The sequence below is a fragment of the Cryobacterium fucosi genome (assembly GCF_004403515.1).
Taxonomy (GTDB): Bacteria; Actinomycetota; Actinomycetes; order Actinomycetales; family Microbacteriaceae; genus Cryobacterium; species Cryobacterium fucosi.
Genome location: NZ_SOHH01000030.1, coordinates 1 through 20,452, shown reverse-complemented (window position 1 = coordinate 20,452; position 20,452 = coordinate 1). Strand labels below are relative to the sequence as shown.

The following is a 20,452-nucleotide window of genomic DNA, read 5'->3' as shown; positions in this document are numbered from 1 at the left end:
GCGAAGGCGCGGGTGGCCCCGGCCGGGTCGTCCGCCGCGCAGATGGCGGAGACCACGGCCAGCCCGGCGGCGCCTGCCGCGCGGAGGCCGGCCGTGTCGGCGAGACGGATGCCGCCGATCGCGACGCAGGGCAGCCGGGTCGACCGCACGATCTTCCCGAACCCGGCTACGCCGAGTACCGCCGGGTGGTCGGGCTTGGTCACGGTCGGGTGGATCACGCCGACCCCGAGATAGTCGATGGCGTTCGGCGGCAGCGCGTGCGCGGCGCGCAGGTGTGCCGGCGTGTTGGCGGTGAGTCCGAGCACGGCGTCCGGCCCGATCAGTGCGCGCACCGCGGCGATCGGAAGGTCGGCCTGGCCGACGTGCACGCCGTCCACCTCCGCGCCGGCGTGCCGTGCCGCCAGGAAGACGTCGACCCTGTCGTCGACGAGCAGCAGGCAGCGCCCGGCGGTAATTCGGGATGCGGCGACCACTAGGTCGTAGAAATCCCGGGTGGCGGCGGTCTTGTCCCGGAGCTGGACGACGGAGACACCGCCGGAGACCGCGGCCGAGATCACCCCGAGCACCCCGAGCCGCCCGGAGAGCCGCCGGTCCGTGACCAGGTAGGTGGACAGGTCGAGGCTGCCGGGCCGGGCGAACGGGGTCGTCCGGGCCGGCGGGGTCGTCCGGGCCGGCAGGGTCGTCCGGGTCCTCTTGTTCCTCTGGGCCGGCAGGGTCATCCGATGACCACCCCGGCCAGCACGTCGTCGGGGGTCAGCCCGGCCAGCCGGTCGAGGAAGGCCACGGCGAAACTGCCCGGACCGGCCGATTCCGGCGCGGCCTGCTCGGCCGCGAGGGCGTAGATCGCGCAGGCGGCGACCGTCGTGGCGAGCCGGTCGTGGTCCTGGGCGGCGAAGGCGGCGATCACGGCGCCGAGGGCGCAGCCCCCGCCGGTGATGCGGGTGAGCAGCACGGTGCCGTTGTCGACCCGCACCTCCCTGGTCCCGTCGGTGACGATGTCGGTCGCGCCGGAGATGGCGACGATGGAGCCGAAGTCGATGGCGAGGTCGCGGGCCGCTGCGAGCGCGTCCTCGGCGGAGTCGGTCGAGTCGACGCCGCGTCCGCCATTGCCGGACCCGGCGAGCGCGATTATCTCGGACGGGTTGCCGCGGATTATCGTGGGCCGGAGGCCGAGCAGGTCCCGCGCGAGGTGGGTGCGCACCGGGAGGGCGCCGACCGCGACCGGGTCGAGCACCCACGGGGTGCCGGCCGCATTCGCGACGGTCGCGGCCTCGACCATGGCGATCCGCTGGTCGTGCTGCGGGGTGCCGAGGTTGATCAGCACCGCGGACGCCACCCGGGCGAACGGACCGGCCTCGGTGGGGAGGTCGACCATCGCCGGGGCGGCGCCGAGGGCAAGCAGGGTGTTGGCGGTGAAGTTGGCCACGACCGCGTTGGTCAGGCACTGCACGAGCGGGCCGGCGTCCTGCACTCGGTGGAGGAGCTCGGCTGCTGCCTGGGCGTGCTGGTTCGACAAGCGAGAGTTCACTCGCGACATCCCTTCGCTAGTACTGGCTAGATCAGGTTCTACGGGTCTGATCTCAGCCATCGACTCTCGACGGCACCCCGTGTCACGCCTCCGAGCCTAGCCGCCTCAGGCCACCGGGCCCGCGCCGAAGTGGCGGCGGCGAGGTCGGCGGGTGGCGCCGATCCAGCTGGCAGCCACCGCACCGTGGGAAGCGGTGACGTCAGGCGCCGTCGTACGCGGCGCGGAGTCCTTCTATGTCGATCCTCGTCATGGCGAGCATCGCCTGCATGACCCGGCCGGACCGCTGCGCGTCCGGATCGCCGAGCAGTTCGCCGAGAATTGGCGGCACGACCTGCCAGGACAGTCCGAACCTGTCCTTCAGCCAGCCGCAGCGGCCGGGCTCGCCGCCCTCGGTGAGCTTCGCCCACAGGTCGTCGATCACCGGCTGGGTGTCGGCGCGTACGAAGAAGGAGACGGCCTCGGTGAACGGGAACTGCGGCCCGCCGTTCAAGGCCTGGAATTCAAGGCCGTCGAGCGCGAACGACGCGGCCATGACCGTGCCGCCGACACCGGGCATGTCATCGGGGTACCTGGACACGCTACGCAACTCGGAATTGGGGAAGACCGACACGTAGAACCTGGCGGCCTCCTCGGCCTGGTTGTCGAACCAGAGGAATGGGCTGATCGTTTGCATGGAGACTCCTCGATTCGCAGGGCAGGCATCCGCCCCGTTCTGGTGGGGCGGATGCGGCGAAAGGCCGGCTACTTTGCGAGGGCCACGATCGACTGGGCCCAGAGGAAGAACTTGTTCGTGCCGAGGTCGCCGACCGTGACGATGCCGAAGGCCGCCTTGAGGTGCTCGGCGTCGGCGTCGCTCACTCCCTGCAGCGAGGCGACGGGTGCGTTGACCAGTTCCTCCAAGGGCAGTTCCTCAAACGCCTTGTCGAGTTTGCTTGCTAATCCGGCCATGGTGTACCTCCGAGCGTGGAAACTGATTGAGCTTCGATCGTAGTGAAGGATGCCGCTGGGGGCTAGAGGCAGCGCCACCCCGCCGAAGCGTAGTCTGAGGTCACCGGCCAACCGGTCGACGATGATGTTCCGTGGCGAAGAAGAGAGCGTGTCATGAGCGGCAAATACGAAGTGTATGTCGACAGGTCCGGCGGCTACCAGTTCAGGCTCAAGGCCAACAACGGCGAGGTCATCGCCACCTCGGACAGCTATAAGACGAAGGCCGCCGCGCTCAAGGGGATCGAAGCCGTGAAGTCCCACGCCAAGTCCCACGTGGTCGACCTGACGGAACCCGCCAGCTGAATCGGGAATCGCCGCTCACTCGGCACGGGGGTGCAGTGAACGGCGATTCCGGCCCTGGTGCGACTCAGCCGTTGATCACCTGGGGCACGCCGAGCGCCTTGAGGCCTTCGACACCGAACTCGAGCCCGTAACCGGACTGCTTGGCCCCGCCGAAGGGGATCATCGGGTGCACGCCGCCGTGACCGTTGATCCAGACCGTGCCGGCCTCGAGGCGTGCGGCCACGCCGCGGGCCTTCGCTAGATCCGGTGACCAGACCGAGCCGCCGAGCCCGACGTCGACGCCGTTCGCCTGTGCGATAACGTCGTCGAGGTCGGTGTAGCGGATGATCGGCAGCGCCGGGCCGAACTGCTCCTCCATCACGAGCGGGTTGGCGTTGTCGATGTCGGCGATGAGCGTGGTCGGGTAGAAGTAACCCGGCTGGTCGAGCGTCGGGTTGCCGCCGAGGAGGACGCGGGCACCGGACTCCTTCGCCGCGTCGACGAGGCGGGACACGATGTCGAACTGCGCCTTGTTCTGCAGCGGGCCGAGCACATTCTGCTCATCCAGTCCGACACCCATCGGCATCGTCTCGGCGACCGCTGTGAGCTCCGTGCAGACCGCGTCGTAGATGTCATCGTGCACGTAGAGGCGTTTGAGCGCGGCGCAGGTCTGCCCGCTGTTGATGAAAGCACCCCAGAACAGGCCCTCGGCGATCGCCTTCGGGTCGGCGTCGGAGAGCACGATCCCGGCGTCGTTGCCGCCCAGCTCGAGGGTGAGGCGCTTGACCGTGTCGGCGGAGCTCTTGATGATCGCCTTCCCCGTGGCGGTGGATCCGGTGAACATCACCTTGCCGATGTCCGGGTGGCTGGAAAGCCGTGCGCCGACCTCGCGGTCGCCGCAGACGACGGTGAGCAGGCCGGCCGGAAGCTCCTGGTTCATCACCGCGACGAGGGCCAGAACGCTCAGCGGCGTGTACTCGGACGGCTTGACCACGACCGCGTTGCCCATCCGCAGGGCAGGGGCGATCTGCCAGACCGCGATCATCATCGGCCAGTTCCACGGGCCGATGGCACCCACGACGCCGATCGGGCGGTAGTGAAGTTCGGCATGGGTCTGGCCGTCGTCCACGACGACCTCGGCCTCCAGCTGAGTCGCGGCGGTGGCGCGCAGCCAGGCCGAGCAGGCGCCGACCTCGAACCGGGCGTTCGGACCGTTGAGCGGCTTGCCCTGCTCACGGGAGAGGAGCTCGGCGAGCGGCTCCGCGGAGGCTTCGATGGCGTCGGCAACCCGGTTCAGGGTCGCGATTCGCTCCGCGTGGCCCCGGGCAGCCCAGGCGGGCTGGGCCTGGGCGGCGGCGGCAACGGCGCTGTCGAGATCGTCGACGGTGTGCACGGGCGCCCGGCCGACCACGGCTCCCGTCGCGGGGTCCAGGATCTCCCTCGTCCGTCCCGACTTCGGTGTGATCGCCGCGAGAAGAGCGTCGTAGGTGTCCATGGGTCCTCCACTGTGAGTCCGTTAGTACCCTGACCGTATCCAGCCGGGATGCCGCCCCTGTTGTTGGAGCGCGCACAGAGGTTGTCGGTCGGTGCTGACCAGAACGCGACACCGAGAGGGCGCCCGGCAATCGCGATTACTGCGATGAGACCAGGGGCCGAAAGTGCGGAGACGGTGGGATTTGAACTCTCACACTGCCTCAACCATGCAACGAGATCGTCCCAAGAACCGCGGAATTACGGCACTTTTCAATCATCTGAGCACGGTTGAAACCAAAGTAATTTCGTTCAAGTATTGCCAAAATGTTGCCACGCTCAGCGCAGAGAGGCGCGACGGCTATAAAGAAGCTCGTGGATGTTCGATACGCCCTCGCGGACGAACAACGGAGCCTAAGCGCGCTTGGCTAGCGAGCCAGTGGCCCGCACTTTCGTCGCCGGGGTGGCAGCTGACTTCTCGGTCACATAGCGGCCAGTGACAGCGCTACGAGTAACCGCCCCGCCAACGCGATAGACGCCGTTGCCCAGGCTTTGGTACGAGGATGGTTTCTCGTTCTTTGCCATGATGCCTCCTAGACCGTGTCCCCAATTGTAATGCCGGTGGGTGGCAAAAACAGGTGTTCCGTCAGGCGCGTGCTCCATTCGTCGCCAATGGTCCCAAGCAGCGGGCCCCACATCAGCTTGGATCCTTCGTACTTCACAGCGAGGTCCGGAAGACCGATGGTCAGCACGGCTGAAGTCATCGTCGGGAGGGTCGGATGCGGCGCCGGCACGGGAAGCGCCAGTACGGATCGCCATCGGCGGGTATGTTCGCTCGGCAGGTCTTGGAAGAGGAGGGTGTCGGACCCGAGCGCCTTTCCAGCGATCCATGGGCTGTCGTACCCTGTCTCGACGGTGCGCAAGCCGGCAGCTTCAAGGTACACGCGATCCTGCGCGGCCCAGCGCGCAAGCTGTCCATGCCCATCCGCCAGCCAAAGAGTCAAGTTGAGGCGGTCCACGCCCACGACCCGTCTAATGGCTTCCGCGTTGCGCCCGAGCTCCGCCACATAGATCTCCTGAAGTGCCGCGAAGTGTTTTGCGTGGAAGTCCCAGATCAGCCTCGTCCGCTCTTGGGGGGCGAGATAGCCGTCCTCATTCAAATGGCGAAGTTCGCGAATCACCTGGGCAGCGTCAGAAAAGTCGTGCATAAGAACAGGGCGCATGCCGACGGCGGTCCATTGCGCGCTCAAAGCTCGCTCAAGCTTTGCGAACTCTGACTTGTCGACGTCGAATCCTTGACGTGCAAGCAGAACGATGGCGGCATGCTCAATAGGGGCTTCCTTGAGAGCGGTGTGAAGCCACTGTCGAACATCGGGGTCACGGTATGACGTTCCAGCGATTATGAGCGCCCCACGTCCGATGGCCTCACGCATCAAAGCCATCTGCCACGAGTCCTGCACGCTAATGAGGTCCAGAAAATCCGTGAGGGTCAGCACCACCGACTCGGTAAGTACCGGACTGACGACACCGTGAAGATGATGCACAACGTAGGAACCGTCCTCAGCCGTGGCGCTCCCCGTGGTTGAGCTCAGTACCTTTTCTCCAGACTCTTGTTCCAGAGCCTGCTCGAGCAAGATATCGAAGTTCAGCGTAATCACGCTGGTTTCCGTGGGCTCCCCGCCAAGGACGTGCGCAACAGTTGCCAGCTGAAGCGGCGAGAATTCGGTTGATGCGACACCCTCGTAGAGTGCGCCACGAACTTTCCTCAACCACACGGCTTCCCCATAAGCCGCCCTGGCCGCTTCTACGACGATCAAGGGATCTTGACGGGCAAGCAGCAATTGAGCGGTGCCGTCGTTATCTACTGATCCGCTGCCGACCAAGAGTCGGGTCGCCAAGGCGTCCCAGCCGGGAAGTCCAGACGTCGTTGAGGCGCCGGCGCCCAGGAGGAGCGTCGTGTGTTTTTCCGCGCCCGACGCGCGCAGCTGTTCCATAATTTGGGCAGTCAGATCCGGCGCGCTCACGATGTAATGATCTCACTGCCCACGTCCGACCGAGGGATGCCAACCGTCCCTACGCACACAAACCAAGGGCCGGACTGCACGGTTGTTACCGCTGAGAAGCACTGACCTTGCGCTGAATTTTGACAAGTAATACGAGCGGGTGCCCGGCGGAAGGCGTGTGTGACCGAGCCCGGTAGGATTTCGTTGTGTCGAGCAAGCAATCTTCAACCCGCATCGCTGCGGCGTCACTCTTCGCTGCGTGGCTTGTGCACGACATCGAAGAAGCACTCACCTTCCCGGCCACCTCTGGAATGCTCGCCGAACGCATGGGTACACAGCGCCTGTTGGTGACGCCGTCACAATCCAAACTGGCCATTGCTCTAATGGGCGTGCTGGTTGGCGCGGCCTGCGTACGTGGCGCACGCACCCACGGGAAGTCACGCCTCTACCGATCCGTGGCTGCCGGCCTGGAAGCCCATGTGGCCACACACATCGCGGCTTCGATCGCGTTCAGGGGCTACACCGCGGGCCTCATAACGGCACCCCTGGTAATGCTGCCCGGAGCGCGCCTGGCCCGGGCCGAGATCCGTCATAGCGGCTCACCGCTCCTGCCGTCCGACACCATGCGTGGCGGTGCGCTTCTGTTCGGCGCGGCCTTAGCATCTCACCTCGTTTCGCGCTTCCTGCTCAGATCACGCAATAGCCAGTGGCGACTCTCACGATGCAAGCAACGTCCCCTTCGACGGTGACCACAGAACGGAATCACGCGCTATCGAGGCAATAGTTTTCCCCAGAGTTCTGAACCCGACACAGTGCAGGGTTCAGTAAAACTCTCAAAGACCATGCGATGCTCAGGTTGCCACGCTCTTCGGTCGCACTTCGACATTCCGAAGGGGCCTCAATCTAGAGGAGAGTCGGTTCATCGAGAGGCTTAGGAGCTTCCGGGCGCACCAGCAAGTCGAAGAAGCCCGTGTTGACAAAAAGCCGCTCGCGCCCAACCCTGATATCAATCAACGTCCCTGCTGCTACCAGCGAATTGAGCCATCCCGTTGCCGTCGGTCGGGACACATTGCACCGAGTCATAACGCTCGCAATGCGACAGTACGGCTGTTCGAACATGACGGAAAGCAGGTCGGCGTTGGCGCCCCCCGTGGTGACAGCACGGATGATCTCCTGCGTCGCCGCTTCGAGCTCATGGATGGCGTGGATTTTGTCGATCGTGGAGAGCGACGCCTGCCGCACCCCTTCCAAAATGAACAGAATCCACTCCTCCCAGGCGCCCGATTCCGTAACGGCCAGCAGCAGCCGGTAGTAGTCGGCCTTGTTCTCGATAATGTATTGCGACAGGTACAGGACCGGGTGATGGAGCAGCCCCGCCTGCATGAGAAGCAGGATATTGAGGATGCGACCAGTGCGGCCGTTGCCGTCGGCAAATGGGTGAATCGCTTCGAACTGGTAGTGGGCGACGGCAAGCGTGACAAGAGGGTCGAGATCGCTCTCGTCGTGGATGAACTGTTCCCAATTGGACAGCTTGTCCCGCAGCACTCGCTCCCCCGCGGGCGGGGTGTAGATGGCCTTCTTGGTCACGGGGTTGCCAATGAACGTGCCGGGCAGGTTGCGAATGATCATTTCGCGCGAGTGAATGATGGAGCACACCTCGATCGCAGTAGTGACCGACAGCGGCCGAGCACGCATGCTGTCAATTCCGCTAAACAGAGCAGTCCTGTAGCGGAGCGTCTCTCTGGTTTCCGAGCTGGGCGCCTTCGACTCGTCCTGCGCAAATTTGAAGAGGTCATCGGCCGTCGTTACGATGTTCTCAATTTCAGAGCTCGCCTGCGCCTCCAGCAGGGAAATCGTGTTGATGAGTACCGTCGGGTTGGGAATCCGTCTTGCCGCCTGATCGAGAGAAGCGAGAGCAGTGCGTGCCGCAATCGTCGCCTTGAGTACCTTCTTGGATTCCAAGTCAATCGCCGGCGGCAAGGTCGGCAGGTCATTGTAGGGCTCGCTGGCAATCCACGTCATGTGCAAACTTTAGGCGCACATTCTCTTGACGTGTAAAAAAAGTGGCCAAAATTTTACACGTTCGAGTGATGTGCCAATCCGCCTTGCATGTTTACCGGTCCACATCATTCCGTTGCAAAGCGTTTCGATGACGCTGCAACTATTTCATCGTGGGGAAAATGTGGGCAAACGCCGATTCTGGGGCAAAGGAAAACCCCTGAGTCCCAGTTTTTACAGGGGATTCAGGGGTTCAGATGGCTGCGGTGTCGGTGACGCGCGGTTGGAACAAAGCGGCTTGGGACAAGGTCGCTGAATTGATCAGGAAATGTCAGTCGTCGGGTTGATGCGTGTTTTTCAGTTCAATTCCTCAGTGCTGATCGTCCGGAGTGTCGATGGCTGCCCTTCGAAGGCGTCCTTTCAAGGCGTTCCCGGCTGGCGTTCCAGATGAGAGAGCAAACAGAAACTCGATATTGGCCGTTAGATCAACCTCAGCCATTTGGTCTTCAATCCGGAGATAGAACTCCTCTTCGATCAATCTGACCTCTTTGTCGGCTCGTTGCCCATCCTTTGTGAGCGACAAGGTAACCTGGCGGCGATCGTGGACAGAATCGTCACGTTGGACCAGTCCGGCAGTGACGAGGCGGTCGACAAGGCGACTGGGATTGTTGCCACTCTCGCAGATAAGTAGCTCACCGAGGTTGCGCAGGCCGAGCGGTCCGAACTCTCCTAGAACTCGGATGGCTTCAGCCTGCGATGACGTTAGGTCGAGCGACCTGAGCGCCAGCGAAAGCTGCCGGTTGCCTTCGCGCTGCGCTGCCAAGATCAGATACCGAAGCAGTTCGGCGTTTCTCATCGTTGTTTCCTCGATCGGAGAGCATCGTTGAGCACTTTCGCCGCGCCAGGATCATGCGCTGCCGCAATAACCAAATCAGGGTACCGCCGTTTGAGCTGATTGACCGCTCGCGTCGAATCCAGCAACTGTTCTCGATTGCCGATACCGGGCACACCTTCGTCGTCAAGTAAGTCAACGTCGTATGTCAAGTCACCCACGAAAAGCACTGGTGGTAGTCCTTGCTGTCGCAGGAGCAGAGATAGGGAACCGGGCGTATGTCCAGGCGTGGGAACGAGAACGAGGCTGCCGTCCTCGAAGATGTCATGAGAATGGTCGAACGGGAGTATCGATTCGTCATCTGTGGCTGTCGGTGTAATGCGATCCCAGTGCAGGCCTGGCAAATCGATGTGCGATGTGAGGAGTCCGTTGAACTCCGGAAACTTGTGGTCGAGGGTTGCCCACTCCTTCGCGCTGACCAGGATTCGCGCGTCTTTCAGTTCGGCCAGGCCGCCGATGTGGTCCTGATGAAGATGTGACAGCACCACAGTGTCTACCTGCGATGGCCGATATCCGAGTCCCGCCAGTTGGCTAGTAAGCGTCTGATCGGCTGCGATAGCAAAGCGCGCCAACCGACGATAGATGATTCCGGCGAGACCTTTCGGGAAGTACTCAGGGTCGGTCACAGATCGTCGATCTTGCCCGGTGTCGAAAAGTACGAGGCCCTTCTCGTGCTCAATGACATAGACATTTATGGGCCGCGGTGCCGTCCATTGTCGGGACGTAAAAAGCCACCATGCGGCCGGCTTTCCCGAGGACCTCACATGCTCGGGCCGTATTTCCACTTCACCTGTGCTGATTACCTCGACACGTTCAATTGGTTTCATAGGTCGGATTCTCCATATTAGTTACACGTCAGTATATGACGTGTAACTAATATTTTCAAGAGCAACCATATCCTCCGCCACTGTCCGCTCGACCTGTCGCATCGCCCGTCCGGTCGCGACGATGAAGGCCCTCTCTCCTTCGGCGTGTTTCCGGCCAATATTGCCTGATACGGGATGGGACTCCTCCGCTTTCCGCGTATCCCTTCCTCCCCCACGGGCTGCTGCTGCGGGGTGATCGTTCGCCCGTGTCGACGACGTTCGACAGGCCGTGGCGGAGGGAATTCAGGGAGGTAGAGCGTCTGAACTGTTGCAAAAACTACAGCGCCGGAAATCGTCACCCAAATCCGCCCTCCCGACCCCCGTTTCCGCCTGTCCGGTCGCCCTGGTGAGCTCTCCGTGAGTTCTCGATCGAACACTCGACTCCTGCCGCCTCCGGAGGTACGCTCCGGAGGCCAACTACTCGGGAACTGCCGTTACCCGAGGGAAAGGAGGGCACCGATTATGTCAATCGAACTCATCCCAGCCAGCGCTTCACCCGAGGTTGCTACTGACCTTCGAAAACGCGCGGTGCTGTACCTGCGCGTTTCCACCTCTCGCCAAGCCACCCGAAACGGTGAGGCCGAAGGCTACTCAATCCCCGCGCAGCGCTCCGCCTGTGAGCGCAAGGTCGCCGATCTCGGCGCTGCAGTCGTCCGTGAGTTCGTGGACGCGGGGGCTTCGGCCCGATCGGCAGATAGGGACTGGCTGCAAGCGCTGCTTGCCTATGTGAGCGAAGGTGGAGTGGATTACGTCCTCGTCCACAAGCTTGACCGGCTCGCTCGAGACCGTGCCGACGATGTTATGATCCTGGCCAAGATCCAAACCGCTGGTGCGATTCTTGTCTCGGCCACGGAGTCAATCGATGAGACGCCAGCTGGCATGCTGATGCACAACATCCTGGCCGGTATGGCCGAGTTCTACTCTCGCAACCTGGCCAATGAAGCCAAGAAGGGCATTGCCCAGAAAGCCAAGAACGGTGGCACCCACGGCGTCGCCCCAATCGGGTATGTGAATACGTTGGCGCGCATCGAGGGACGCGAGGTGAAGGGCGTCGCCTTCGAACAAGAGAAGGCTGAGCACGTGCGCTGGGCCTTCCAGACCTACGCCGGTGGCCACTGGAGCATCTCAGCGCTGCGCGACGAACTCGAGGAACGTGGCCTGAAGAGCCGCACCACCATCAAGTACGTCGGGACGCCATTGAACAACAGCCAAGTCCACCGCATGCTCTCCAACCCGTATTACGCGGGAAAGATCCGACACCGCGAGCTCATCTACGACGGCGCTCACGAACCCTTGGTGGACGACGAGACCTGGTACCAAGTCCAAGAAGTACTGGCTGGCCGACGCATCGCCGGAGACCGTTCGTGGCGGCACACCCACTACCTGAAAGGCTCACTCTTCTGCGGCCGCTGCGGTGGACGAATGGGCTACGGCCACTCAAGGGGCAAAGGTGGTGTCTACAGCTACTTCTTCTGCCTCGGGCGACACACTGGTCGGACAGACTGCGACCTGCCGTATGTCTCGGTGGAGAGAGTCGAGGCAGAGGTTGAGCGCATCTGGCAGGCGCAGGTGCAGTTCACCGAGCAGACGATTCAAGAGGTGGGCGAGCTCAGCCGGGTGCAGTTGGACGCTCGCCAGGAGCAAGACCAGGCGCTGCTCGCGAACCAGAGCCAGCGGCTGCTCAAGCTGGAACGCAAGAAGCAGAAGCTGATCGATGCCTATCTGGATGATGCCATCCCGGTGGAAGACCTCAAACTGCGCCAGACAGCGGTGCTGGTCGAGATACATGACGCCAACCGCCTCATTTCTGCCTGCCAGCAGAACATGGACCTCGTCCGGAAGCACCTCGAGCTGGTGCTGTTGCTGCTGGGCAACGCTGGCAGACTCTACCGCGAGGCCGTGGGCGAGCAGCGGAAATGGCTCAACCAAGCCGTCTTTGCGACGATCGCGATCGACCTAACCGGCGATGACGACGCGCATCCGACGCAGGAAACCCTGGCCATCCAGATGACCGGCGAACTGGCCGAACCGGTAGCCGCCGTGGCTGGACTGGCCCAGCTAGGCACGAACGGGCGAAAAGCCCGCGACGTGGCCGCACACAGCCCGACGGGGGCCGAAGACGGCAGCGAGAGAGGGCAAAAGAAAACCCCCGGACAGCTTGCGCTTGCCGGGGGTTTCAACGTGACTAATATGGCGGAGACGGTGGGATTTGAACCCACGGTACCCCGTGAAGGGTACTCCACCTTAGCAGGGTGGTGCACTAAGCCGTACTATGCGACGTCTCCTCGGTGCCTGCAATGCAAACACACCTCAGCAATCATAACCGCACTCGCGGCATCCGATTGAACACGGGCCTCGGATGCCCGGATTGCTACTGGTTCTCGAGGGTGCGACCGACGGAACAGGTCAGTTCCCCGGCCGTCTGGCCGGTCGCCGACTCGGGAAGCACGGTGACGCCCGGTGTCGTCGCAGCGGGGTCAGGCGTGGCGTTCGGGTCGGTCGTCTCGGTCGGCGCCGGAGCCGTCGGCGCGGGAGTCGTGGACGGGTCCAGGGTCGCGCCGGCGCCCGTCGTACCACCGAGCTCGAGCGGCTGGTCGGCGGCGATGGCCGTGAACAGGTCCTCGAAGTCGGGTTGCAGCGGCAGCACGCCGCCCGCGGTGCTGCCGGTCGGGACCTGCACGAACACGACCTGGTCCAGCGGGATGTCCTTGAGTGCCACGGCGATCGAGGCGAGTGTCGACACATTGTTCAGGCTTGCCGACAGGGTCATGTTCGCCGTCACTGCCTTGGCCAGGGAGTACACCTTGAGAGGGTCGGAGAGGGTGTCGGCGCTCTTGACCGTGCGCACGAGCGAGGACATGAACACCTGCTGGTTGTTGATCCGGGTCAGGTCGCTGCCGTCCCCGACGCCGTGCCGGGTGCGCAGGAACTGGAGGGCTGCGACGCCCTCGAGCGTGTGCATTCCCGGGGTGAGGTAGGTCTGGGTGTAGTCGTCCTGGATCTCCTCGGCGACACAGACCGGCACCCCGCCGACGGCGGTCGACATGGCCATCACACCGCTGAACTGCACCTCGGCGGCGAACGGGATGTCAAGGCCCGTCAGCTTCTCCACCGTGAGGACGGTGCAGGCCAGCCCGCCGTAGGTGAGCGTCGTGTTGATCTTCTGCCGGCTCATCGAATTGAAGGTGCCGCCCGACGGGTCGGGGCACGCCGGGATGGGCACGAACATGTCCCGGGGGAAACTGATCACCGATGCGTTGCTGTGATCCGCGGAGATGTGCAGCAGCATCGTGACGTCGTTCAGATCGCCGGTCGAGTCCACTTCGCCGAACCTGGCATCCTGACCCTTACGGCTGTCGCTCCCGACCACCAACAGGTTCACCCCGCCCGGGATCGCCCCGATCTGCGGAACCGGCCCCTTTGTCTCATTGGCCAGGTGCACGCTCGGCTGCACGCTCGCGGCAACGTCGTAGGTGGCGAGGGAGGCGACGGACACGCCGCTGACGAGCACGACGGCCATGGCGACGGCAAGGAACTTCACGACGGTGACGACCGGGTTGGATCTCTTCAGCCGACCGTGACGGGCGAAGGTCGAGAGCTTGCGCGACCGCGTCGAGCGGGGGCGTAATTGGTCGCTCACTCAGATCCCTTCGTCGTGTGCCGGCGTGCAGCATCCAGGTGCGGAGGGCGTGGGATTCGAACCCACGAGACATCTCTGCCCACCAGTTTTCAAGACTGGCTCCATCGGCCGCTCGGACAGCCCTCCCTGTTCGCTGCACGACAGCGCACAGGGCACGCGATCGATACAGGCGAATACCGACCGATTCTATCCGAAGACCCTCCACCCAGAATGCCAGCGGATGCCGGCGGGCGGCCGAGCGAGGCTACAGGCTGCTCAGCACGAACGCGAGGCCGTCGTCCTGAACGGCCCCGGTGGTCTCTCCGGCCGCGGCGATGACCTCGTCCGGCGCCTGACCCATCGCGACGCCTCGGCCGTGGACGGCCGCCCACTGCAGCAGTTCGATGTCGTTGCGTCCGTCGCCGACCGCCATCACCCGGTCCCGGGGAATGCCGATCTCGGCGCGCACCCGTTCCATGGCGGTGGCCTTGTTGACGCCGTCGGGGGCGATGTCCAGCCAGGCGGTCCAGCCGATCGCGTAGCTCACCCGGTTGAGGCCCATCCGGTCGACCACCCGGAGGAAATCGTCCATGTCGTGATCGGGTGAGATCACCACGACCCTGGTGGCGGCGTGGCGCAGGAGATCGTCGAAATCGACGTGCTCGCTGTCGAGACCGATGGTCGCGTCCGGGAACGGCTCGGTGTAGCGGTAGTACCCGTGTTCGTCCTCCACGGCGTAGCGGGCGGTGGTGAGGTGCGACTTGATCGAGAGGAGAACCTCGGTCGGGTCGAAGGTCTCGACCCACTCGCGGCGGTATCCGGTGGGCGAGTCGGGGTCGCGGTGAAGCGTGATCGCGCCGTTCGAGCAGACGACGAAGCGCGGGGCGATCTCGAGACGATCGAGCACGGGCAGTGTGGTCGCGGCGGACCTCCCGGTGGCGAGCATGATCTCGTGGCCGGCAGCGTCGAGCCGCCGCACCTGGTCGAGCACCCGCTCGCTGATCGTGCCGTCCTCGTGCATGGTCGTGCCGTCGATGTCGAGGGCCACCAGCCAGGGTGCGTCCGTCGTGCCCTTGCTCGTCACCGTTGCCGCGTCGATACTCATGAAGCGGGCTCGATCAGGGTGAGACCGCCCAGCCAGGGCCGCAGGGCCTCCGGGATGCGCACCGAGCCGTCCGCCTGCTGGTGGGTCTCCAGCATCGCGACGATCCAGCGCGTGGTCGCCAGGGTGCCGTTGAGGGTGGCCACCGGGGCGGTCTTTCCCGACTCGGTACGGTAACGGATGTCCAGGCGCCTGGCCTGGTAGGTCGTGCAGTTGCTCGTGCTGGTGAGTTCGCGGTACGCGTCCTGGGTGGGCACCCACGCCTCGATGTCGAACTTGCGGGCCGCGCTCGACCCGAGGTCGCCGGCGGCGACATCGATCACACGGTAGCTCAGCCCGAGCGACTGGAGCATGTCCTCCTGCAGGGCCACGAGGCGGTCATGTTCGGTCTCGGCGTTCTCTGGCAGCACGTAGGTGAACATCTCGAGCTTGTTGAATTGGTGCACCCGGATGATGCCGCGGGTGTCCTTGCCGCCCGAACCGGCCTCGCGTCGGTAACAGGTCGACCAGCCGGCGTAGCGGAGCGGCCCGTCGGCCAAGTCGAGGATCTCGTCGGAGTGGTAGCCGGCCAGTGCGACCTCGCTCGTACCGGTGAGGTAGAGCTCGTCCGCGGGCAGGTAGTAGATCTCGTCGGCGTGTTCGCCGAGGAAGCCGGTGCCGTCCATGATCTCGGGGCGGACGAGGGTGGGGGTGATCAGGGGAATGAAACCGGCGGCGAGGGCACGGTCGAGGGCCATGTTCATCAGCGCGATCTCGAGGCGCGCGCCGATTCCCTTGAGGAAGTAGAAGCGCGAGCCGGAGACCTTGGCACCGCGGGCCATGTCGATCGCGCCGAGGAGTTCGCCGAGTTCGAGGTGGTCGCGCGGCTCGAAGTCGAAGACCGGGATCTCGCCGTGGGTGCGGAGCGTGACGAAATTGTCTTCCCCGCCGGCCGGGACCCCGTCGATGATCGGGTTCGCGATCGTGCGCACCACCGAGGTGAACGCGGTCTCGGCGTCGCCCGCGGCAACGCCGGCAGCCTTCACCTGCGCCGCCAGGGCCTGAGCTTCGGCAACGAGGGCCTTCTTCTCCGCGGCCAGGGCGGATGCGACCCGCTTGCCGAACTGATTCTGCGAGGCGCGGAGGTCCTCGAACGCCCGGATCGACGCCCTCCGTTCGCTGTCGGCCTCGAGGGCACGGTCAACCGCCTCCACGGACGCACCGCGCGCCGTCTGAGAACGCTTGATGAGGTCGGGATTCTCTCGAAGCAGCACAGGATCAATCACGCTGGCCAGTCTACAAGCGCCCGCCGGGGCACCTTGCTAGCCTTGCTCCGTGAATACTCCCGGTCAGACCGAAAGAGTTCTGCGCGCCGCCGTCGTCTACAACCCGGTCAAGGTCGACCTGGAGAAACTGCGGCTGAGCGTGGCCAAGGCCGAGGCGGCCGCGGGCTGGGCGGGGAGCCTCTGGTTCCCGACCTCGCGGGACGATCCCGGCCACGACGCGACCCGGCTCGCGGTGGCCCAGGGGGCATCCGTCGTTGTCGCGGCCGGCGGCGACGGCACGGTGCGCGCGGTGGCGGAGGTGCTCCGCCGCACCCAGATGCCGCTGGCCATCGTGCCGGCGGGCACCGGGAACCTGCTGGCCCGCAACCTGCAATTACCGCTGTCGAACCTGGACGAGTCGGCCGCGATCGCATTCGTGGGCGTCGACAAGGCCATTGACGTGGGAGTGGCGAGCGTCACGTCCGAGTCCGGCGCCGCCGCCGAGCATGTCTTCCTGGTGATGGCGGGGATCGGCCTGGACGCGCGGATGATCGCCAATACCAGTGCCGACCTGAAGAGGCGGGTGGGCTGGCTCGCCTACGTCGACGCGGGCGCGCGGGTCATCCCCACGGCCAGGCCGTTCCGGATCCGGTACAGCGTGGAGGGTCGCACCGACCGGCCGGCGCACGTGAGCACCATCCTGATCGCCAACTGCGGCCTGCTGCCCGGGAACATGCAGTTCCTGCCGGACGCCCGAATCGACGATGGCATCCTCGACATCGCGGTGCTGCAGCCGAAGGGTTTTCTCGGCTGGCTCGCGATTTGGCGCCGGGTGACCTGGGAGAACGGGGTGCTTCGCCGGTCGGCCGCGGGCCGGAGGATCATCGACCGGACCGAATCGAGCAACGAGCGGGTGATGACGACGCTGCGCGGCGCCGGCATCCGTATCGTGCTCGAGCACCCACAGGAGTTCGAGATGGACGGGGACGAATTCGGCACGGTGCGTGCGGCGACGTTCCGTGCCGACCCGGGCGCCCTGACGGTGCGGCTGCCGGCCACGGCCTAAGTGCCGGAAGGATCGTCGCCGATCAGGTCCTTCAACCAAGCCCTGGCGCCGATGAACACATCGTCGTCGTAGTGCGAGGTGAACTCGATCGGACGTTTGTCGGCGCGCGGGTAGGAGCCGAGGAACAGCACCTTCGGGCTGAACCGGCGCAGGCCGAGCAGGGCGTCGGCGACGCGTTCGTCCTGGATGTGGCCGTCGGCGTCGATCACGAACCGGTAGCGTCCCATCGCGTCCCCGATCGGCCGGGACTGGATCAGGCTGAGGTTGACGCCGCGGGTGGCGAACTGCTCGAGCATGTCCAGCAACGATCCGGGGCGATCCTCGGGGAGTTCGACGATCACGCTGGTCTTGTCGGCGCCGGTCCTGGCCGGGACGGCCGCGCGCCGGCTGACGAGCACGAACCGGGTGACCGCATTGGGGTTGTCCCCGATCCCGGTCGCGAGCACGGCCAGATTGTAACGCTTGTCGATGCCGGGCGGGGCGATCGCGGCATCCGCCTGGTCGCCGTCGAGCAGGGAGGACGCGGCGGTCACGTTGCTCGACGCCGGAATGTGGCCGTGGTGCGGCAGCGTCGCCTCGAGCCAGCTGCGGCACTGGGCGTAGGCGACCGGATGCGCGTTGACGACCCGCACGTCGGCGAGGGTGGTGCCGGGGCGGGCCACCAGAACGAAGTTCACCGGCACGAGGTACTCACCGATGATGCGCAGGTTCGGCACACTCGCCAGGGCGTCCTGGGTGGCGGACACCCCCCCGTCAACCGAGTTCTCGATGGCGATCATCGCTGCGACGCTGCGCCCGGAGACGACGTCGGCGAGGGCCTCGCCCACGTTGTTGACCGCGCGCCACGCCTTCCCGCGGGCCTCCGGCACCTGCGCGAGGGCCGCTTCCGTGAACGTGCCGGCGGGGCCGAGGAAGCTGTAGCTGACATTGCGCGTCTCGGACATGGCTCACAGCCTACTTGCAGTGCAAGACTGGGTTCCATGACAGCACAAGCGGGCACCCCGGCCCAGGAATCTGACCTGATCGACGTCGACGCTCTGGTGAAGGCGTATTACGACCTGAAACCGGATGTCTCGGTGCCCGCCCAGCGGGTCGCCTTCGGCACCTCGGGCCATCGGGGCAGTTCCCTGAACACGGCCTTCAACGAGGACCACATCATCGCGACCACCCAGGCGATCGTGGAGTACCGAGCACTGCAGGGCATCACCGGGCCGCTCTTCATCGGCACCGACCCGCACGCGCTAAGCGCTCCGGCCTACACGACCGCGCTCGAGGTGCTCGTCGCCAACGGCGTGCGCGTGCTCGTGGACGAGTTCGACGACTATGTGCCCACCCCGTCGCTCTCGCATGCGATCCTCGCCTACAACCGGGCGGGGAACAGCGACGAGGCCGACGGGATCGTGGTCACCCCGAGCCACAACCCGCCCTCCGACGGCGGTTTCAAGTACAACCCGCCGCACGGCGGTCCGGCCGACAGCGACGCCACCTCGTGGATCGCGAACCGGGCGAACGATCTCATCGCGTCCGGCCTGCACGACGTGAAGATGAGCGAGCCGAGCGCGGTCGAGACCTACGACTTCCGCGGCCACTACGTCGACGACCTCGAGAACATCATCGACATGGCCGCGATCAAGGCCAGCGGCATCCGGATCGGCGCAGACCCGCTCGGCGGGGCCAGCGTTGGCTACTGGGGTGCCATCCGTGACCGCTACGAGCTCAACCTGACCGTCGTCAACCCCAAGGTCGACCCGACCTGGCGCTTCATGACCGTGGACTGGGACGGCAAGATCCGGATGGATCCGTCGAGCCCGTCTGCGATGGCTTCCGTGCTCGCCCACAAGGACGACTTCGACATCCTCACCGGCAACGACGCCGACGCCGATCGCCACGGCATCGTGACTCCGGACGCCGGCCTGATGAACCCCAACCACTTCCTGGCCGTCGCCATCGACTACCTGTACAGCCACCGCGAGGGCTGGCGCGCGGATGCCCAGGTCGGCAAGACGCTCGTCTCGTCGACCATGATCGACCGGGTAGCCGGTTTCCTCGGCCGTGATCTCTGGGAGGTGCCGGTCGGGTTCAAGTGGTTCGTTCCCGGCCTGATCGACGGCTCGGTCGCGTTCGGCGGCGAGGAGAGCGCCGGCGCGAGCTTCGTGCGCTTCGACGGCACCGTCTGGACCACCGACAAGGACGGCATCCTGCTTGCCCTGCTCGCTTCGGAGATCCTCGCCGTGACCGGCAAGTCCCCGAGCCAGCGTTACGCCGAGCTCGCCGAGCACTTCGGCGCACCCGCCTATGCCCGAGTGGATGCCGCGGCGACGCCGGCGCAGAAGGCACAACTCGGCAAGCTGGACGGTGAGGCGATCACGGCCACCAAGCTTGCCGGCGAAAAGATCATCGCCAAGCTCAGCCACGCCCCCGGCAACGGCGCGGCGATCGGCGGAGTCAAGGTCGTCACCGAGAACGCCTGGTTCGCGGCCCGGCCGAGCGGCACCGAAGACGTCTACAAGATCTACGCCGAGTCGTTCAAGGGCGAGGAGCACCTGCGGCAGGTGCAGATCGAGGCGAAGGCGATCGTGGACGAGGCCATCGCCTGACCCGGGAGATTTCGACAGGCTCAATCACCGGTGGTCGAGCCTGTCGAGACCCGAGCCTGTCGAGACCCGAGCCTGTCAGACCCGGCCGAATTCGACGCGCTCAATCACCGGTGGTCGAGCCTGTCNCGAGCCTGTCGAGACCCGAGCCTGTCGAGACCCGAGCCTGTCAGACCCGGCCGAATTCGACGCGCTCAATCACCGGTGGTCGAGCCTGTCGAGACCCGAGCCTAGGGAATGCTCCAGTAGTACGCGGTCGCGCCCGGGTGCTTCTCGGTGATCGCGTAGTCGACCGAACGGTAGTCGGTGTCGTCGGTGTGGCCGGCGTAGAAGATCTCGATGTTGTCGCCGGAGCCTTCGATCCGGGTGACCACGCCGGTGTGGTCGCGGTCTCCGGAATTGTCCCAGTCGAACTGGGCGATGTCGCCGACCTTGACCTTGTCGCGCTGGTCATCGGTGAGTGCGGTCGCCCGGCCGGAGCTCGCGAGGTACCTCATCATGGCGGTGGAGCTGATCCAGGCAGAGGAGTTCGTGAACGAACTGCCCTTGCCCTTCGACCACCACGCGTCGTCCATTTCCCAGCCGCGCTGGATCAGTGACTGACTGGTGAAGTTGACGCAGTCGTTGTCGGCGATGACGCCGTAGTCAGCCGTGTTGTAGCTGCTCCAGTGCGCGAGCGCGTAGGCCACCTGCGCCTCGACGCCTGCGTTGGCCGGCGCTGCCGGGGCGACGGGTGCCACCGGGGCCGGCTCGGCCGCTTTCGGCTGCTCGACCGCGACCGGCGCGCCCGCGTCGGCCGGG

19 protein-coding genes, 2 tRNA genes, 1 pseudogene and 1 riboswitch are annotated in these 20,452 nt (G+C 65.0%); of the genes and pseudogenes, 5 read left to right on the top strand and 17 right to left on the bottom strand.

The features are described 5' to 3' along the window. The 4 genes from thiE to E3T48_RS03065 form a co-directional block, all read right to left on the bottom strand. Positions 1-719, bottom strand: a 719-nt coding sequence (gene thiE, locus E3T48_RS03080; protein WP_134522394.1) for a thiamine phosphate synthase, incomplete at its 3' end; no start/stop codon positions are given. After that, a complete protein-coding gene (gene thiM / locus E3T48_RS03075) occupies positions 716-1,528 on the bottom strand; it encodes a hydroxyethylthiazole kinase (protein ID WP_241986597.1) in 813 nt (270 codons plus the stop codon). The genes thiE and thiM, both read right to left, overlap by 4 nt. Next, a riboswitch (TPP riboswitch) is annotated at positions 1,520-1,618 on the bottom strand. Its footprint overlaps the gene before it by 9 nt. Before the next feature lie 109 nt (positions 1,619-1,727). Beyond that, complete coding sequence (locus tag E3T48_RS03070) at positions 1,728-2,201, bottom strand: VOC family protein (protein WP_134522393.1); 474 nt, start codon at positions 2,199-2,201, stop codon at positions 1,728-1,730. A 68-nt stretch (positions 2,202-2,269) separates the two neighbouring features. After that, the gene (locus E3T48_RS03065; protein WP_134522392.1) at positions 2,270-2,476 is read right to left on the bottom strand and encodes a hypothetical protein; all 207 of its coding nucleotides are present in this window, start codon (positions 2,474-2,476) and stop codon (positions 2,270-2,272) included. Positions 2,477-2,629: 153 nt separating this feature from the next. Here E3T48_RS03065 and E3T48_RS03060 point away from each other — a divergent pair, with 153 nt between their 5' ends. Continuing rightward, a complete protein-coding gene (locus tag E3T48_RS03060) occupies positions 2,630-2,818 on the top strand; it encodes a YegP family protein (RefSeq protein ID WP_134522391.1) in 189 nt (62 codons plus the stop codon). Between the two features lie 64 nt (positions 2,819-2,882). On the opposite strand, the gene E3T48_RS03055 is transcribed toward E3T48_RS03060, so the two are convergent. Beyond that, positions 2,883-4,292: an aldehyde dehydrogenase family protein gene (locus E3T48_RS03055; RefSeq protein WP_134522390.1), complete on the bottom strand. Its 1,410-nt coding sequence runs from the start codon at positions 4,290-4,292 to the stop codon at positions 2,883-2,885. A 568-nt stretch (positions 4,293-4,860) separates the two neighbouring features. After that, entirely contained in the window at positions 4,861-6,291 is a 1,431-nt protein-coding gene (locus E3T48_RS03050; protein ID WP_198417610.1) for an SIR2 family protein, read from the bottom strand. A 185-nt stretch (positions 6,292-6,476) separates the two neighbouring features. Here E3T48_RS03050 and E3T48_RS03045 point away from each other — a divergent pair, with 185 nt between their 5' ends. Further along, positions 6,477-7,019, top strand: coding sequence for an HXXEE domain-containing protein (locus E3T48_RS03045; protein WP_134522389.1), 543 nt, complete (start codon positions 6,477-6,479; stop codon positions 7,017-7,019). Between the two features lie 154 nt (positions 7,020-7,173). Here the strand turns inward: E3T48_RS03045 and E3T48_RS03040 are convergent, their stop codons facing one another. From E3T48_RS03040 to E3T48_RS03030, 3 genes are all read right to left on the bottom strand, one after another. Further along, complete coding sequence (locus E3T48_RS03040; protein WP_134522388.1) at positions 7,174-8,292, bottom strand: Fic family protein; 1,119 nt, start codon at positions 8,290-8,292, stop codon at positions 7,174-7,176. 346 nt (positions 8,293-8,638) lie between these two features. Then, the gene (locus E3T48_RS03035; protein WP_134522387.1) at positions 8,639-9,124 is read right to left on the bottom strand and encodes a MarR family winged helix-turn-helix transcriptional regulator; all 486 of its coding nucleotides are present in this window, start codon (positions 9,122-9,124) and stop codon (positions 8,639-8,641) included. Beyond that, the gene (locus tag E3T48_RS03030; RefSeq protein ID WP_134522386.1) at positions 9,121-9,987 is read right to left on the bottom strand and encodes an N-acyl homoserine lactonase family protein; all 867 of its coding nucleotides are present in this window, start codon (positions 9,985-9,987) and stop codon (positions 9,121-9,123) included. Before E3T48_RS03030 ends, E3T48_RS03035 begins: the two co-directional genes overlap by 4 nt. Before the next feature lie 501 nt (positions 9,988-10,488). Between E3T48_RS03030 and E3T48_RS17575 the strand changes: the two are divergent. Further along, positions 10,489-11,517 (top strand): annotated as a pseudogene (locus E3T48_RS17575) (recombinase family protein); the annotation flags it as partial. Here the strand turns inward: E3T48_RS17575 and E3T48_RS17130 are convergent. From E3T48_RS17130 to serS, 6 genes are all read right to left on the bottom strand, one after another. After that, positions 11,464-11,955, bottom strand: a complete 492-nt coding sequence (locus tag E3T48_RS17130; RefSeq protein WP_241986593.1) for a hypothetical protein — start codon at positions 11,953-11,955, stop codon at positions 11,464-11,466. The pseudogene E3T48_RS17575 and the gene E3T48_RS17130 sit on opposite strands and share 54 nt — an antisense overlap. A 262-nt stretch (positions 11,956-12,217) precedes the next feature. After that, positions 12,218-12,311 (bottom strand) — tRNA-Ser (locus E3T48_RS03015). A gap of 86 nt (positions 12,312-12,397) precedes the next feature. Next, complete coding sequence (locus tag E3T48_RS03010; RefSeq protein ID WP_174844125.1) at positions 12,398-13,666, bottom strand: LCP family protein; 1,269 nt, start codon at positions 13,664-13,666, stop codon at positions 12,398-12,400. A gap of 41 nt (positions 13,667-13,707) precedes the next feature. Beyond that, positions 13,708-13,792, bottom strand: a tRNA-Ser gene (locus E3T48_RS03005). A gap of 118 nt (positions 13,793-13,910) precedes the next feature. Next, entirely contained in the window at positions 13,911-14,750 is an 840-nt protein-coding gene (locus E3T48_RS03000; protein WP_134522385.1) for an HAD family hydrolase, read from the bottom strand. Then, positions 14,747-16,012, bottom strand: coding sequence for a serine--tRNA ligase (gene serS / locus E3T48_RS02995; protein WP_134522384.1), 1,266 nt, complete (start codon positions 16,010-16,012; stop codon positions 14,747-14,749). The genes E3T48_RS03000 and serS overlap by 4 nt, the downstream gene beginning before the upstream one ends. Positions 16,013-16,061: 49 nt before the next feature. Here serS and E3T48_RS02990 point away from each other — a divergent pair, with 49 nt between their 5' ends. Next, positions 16,062-17,057 carry a diacylglycerol/lipid kinase family protein gene (locus E3T48_RS02990; protein WP_134522383.1) on the top strand — a complete coding sequence of 332 codons (996 nt, stop codon included), beginning with the start codon at positions 16,062-16,064 and terminating at the stop codon, positions 17,055-17,057. Here the strand turns inward: E3T48_RS02990 and pheA are convergent. Then, positions 17,054-18,001 carry a prephenate dehydratase gene (pheA, locus tag E3T48_RS02985; protein WP_134522382.1) on the bottom strand — a complete coding sequence of 316 codons (948 nt, stop codon included), beginning with the start codon at positions 17,999-18,001 and terminating at the stop codon, positions 17,054-17,056. The genes E3T48_RS02990 and pheA overlap by 4 nt on opposite strands. Positions 18,002-18,037: 36 nt before the next feature. Here pheA and pgm point away from each other — a divergent pair, with 36 nt between their 5' ends. After that, positions 18,038-19,654, top strand: a complete 1,617-nt coding sequence (gene pgm, locus E3T48_RS02980) for a phosphoglucomutase (alpha-D-glucose-1,6-bisphosphate-dependent) (RefSeq protein ID WP_134522381.1) — start codon at positions 18,038-18,040, stop codon at positions 19,652-19,654. Positions 19,655-19,881: 227 nt separating this feature from the next. Here pgm and E3T48_RS02975 read toward each other — a convergent pair. Then, the coding region (locus tag E3T48_RS02975) for an amidase domain-containing protein (protein WP_166789608.1) at positions 19,882-20,452 on the bottom strand (571 nt) is incomplete at its 5' end.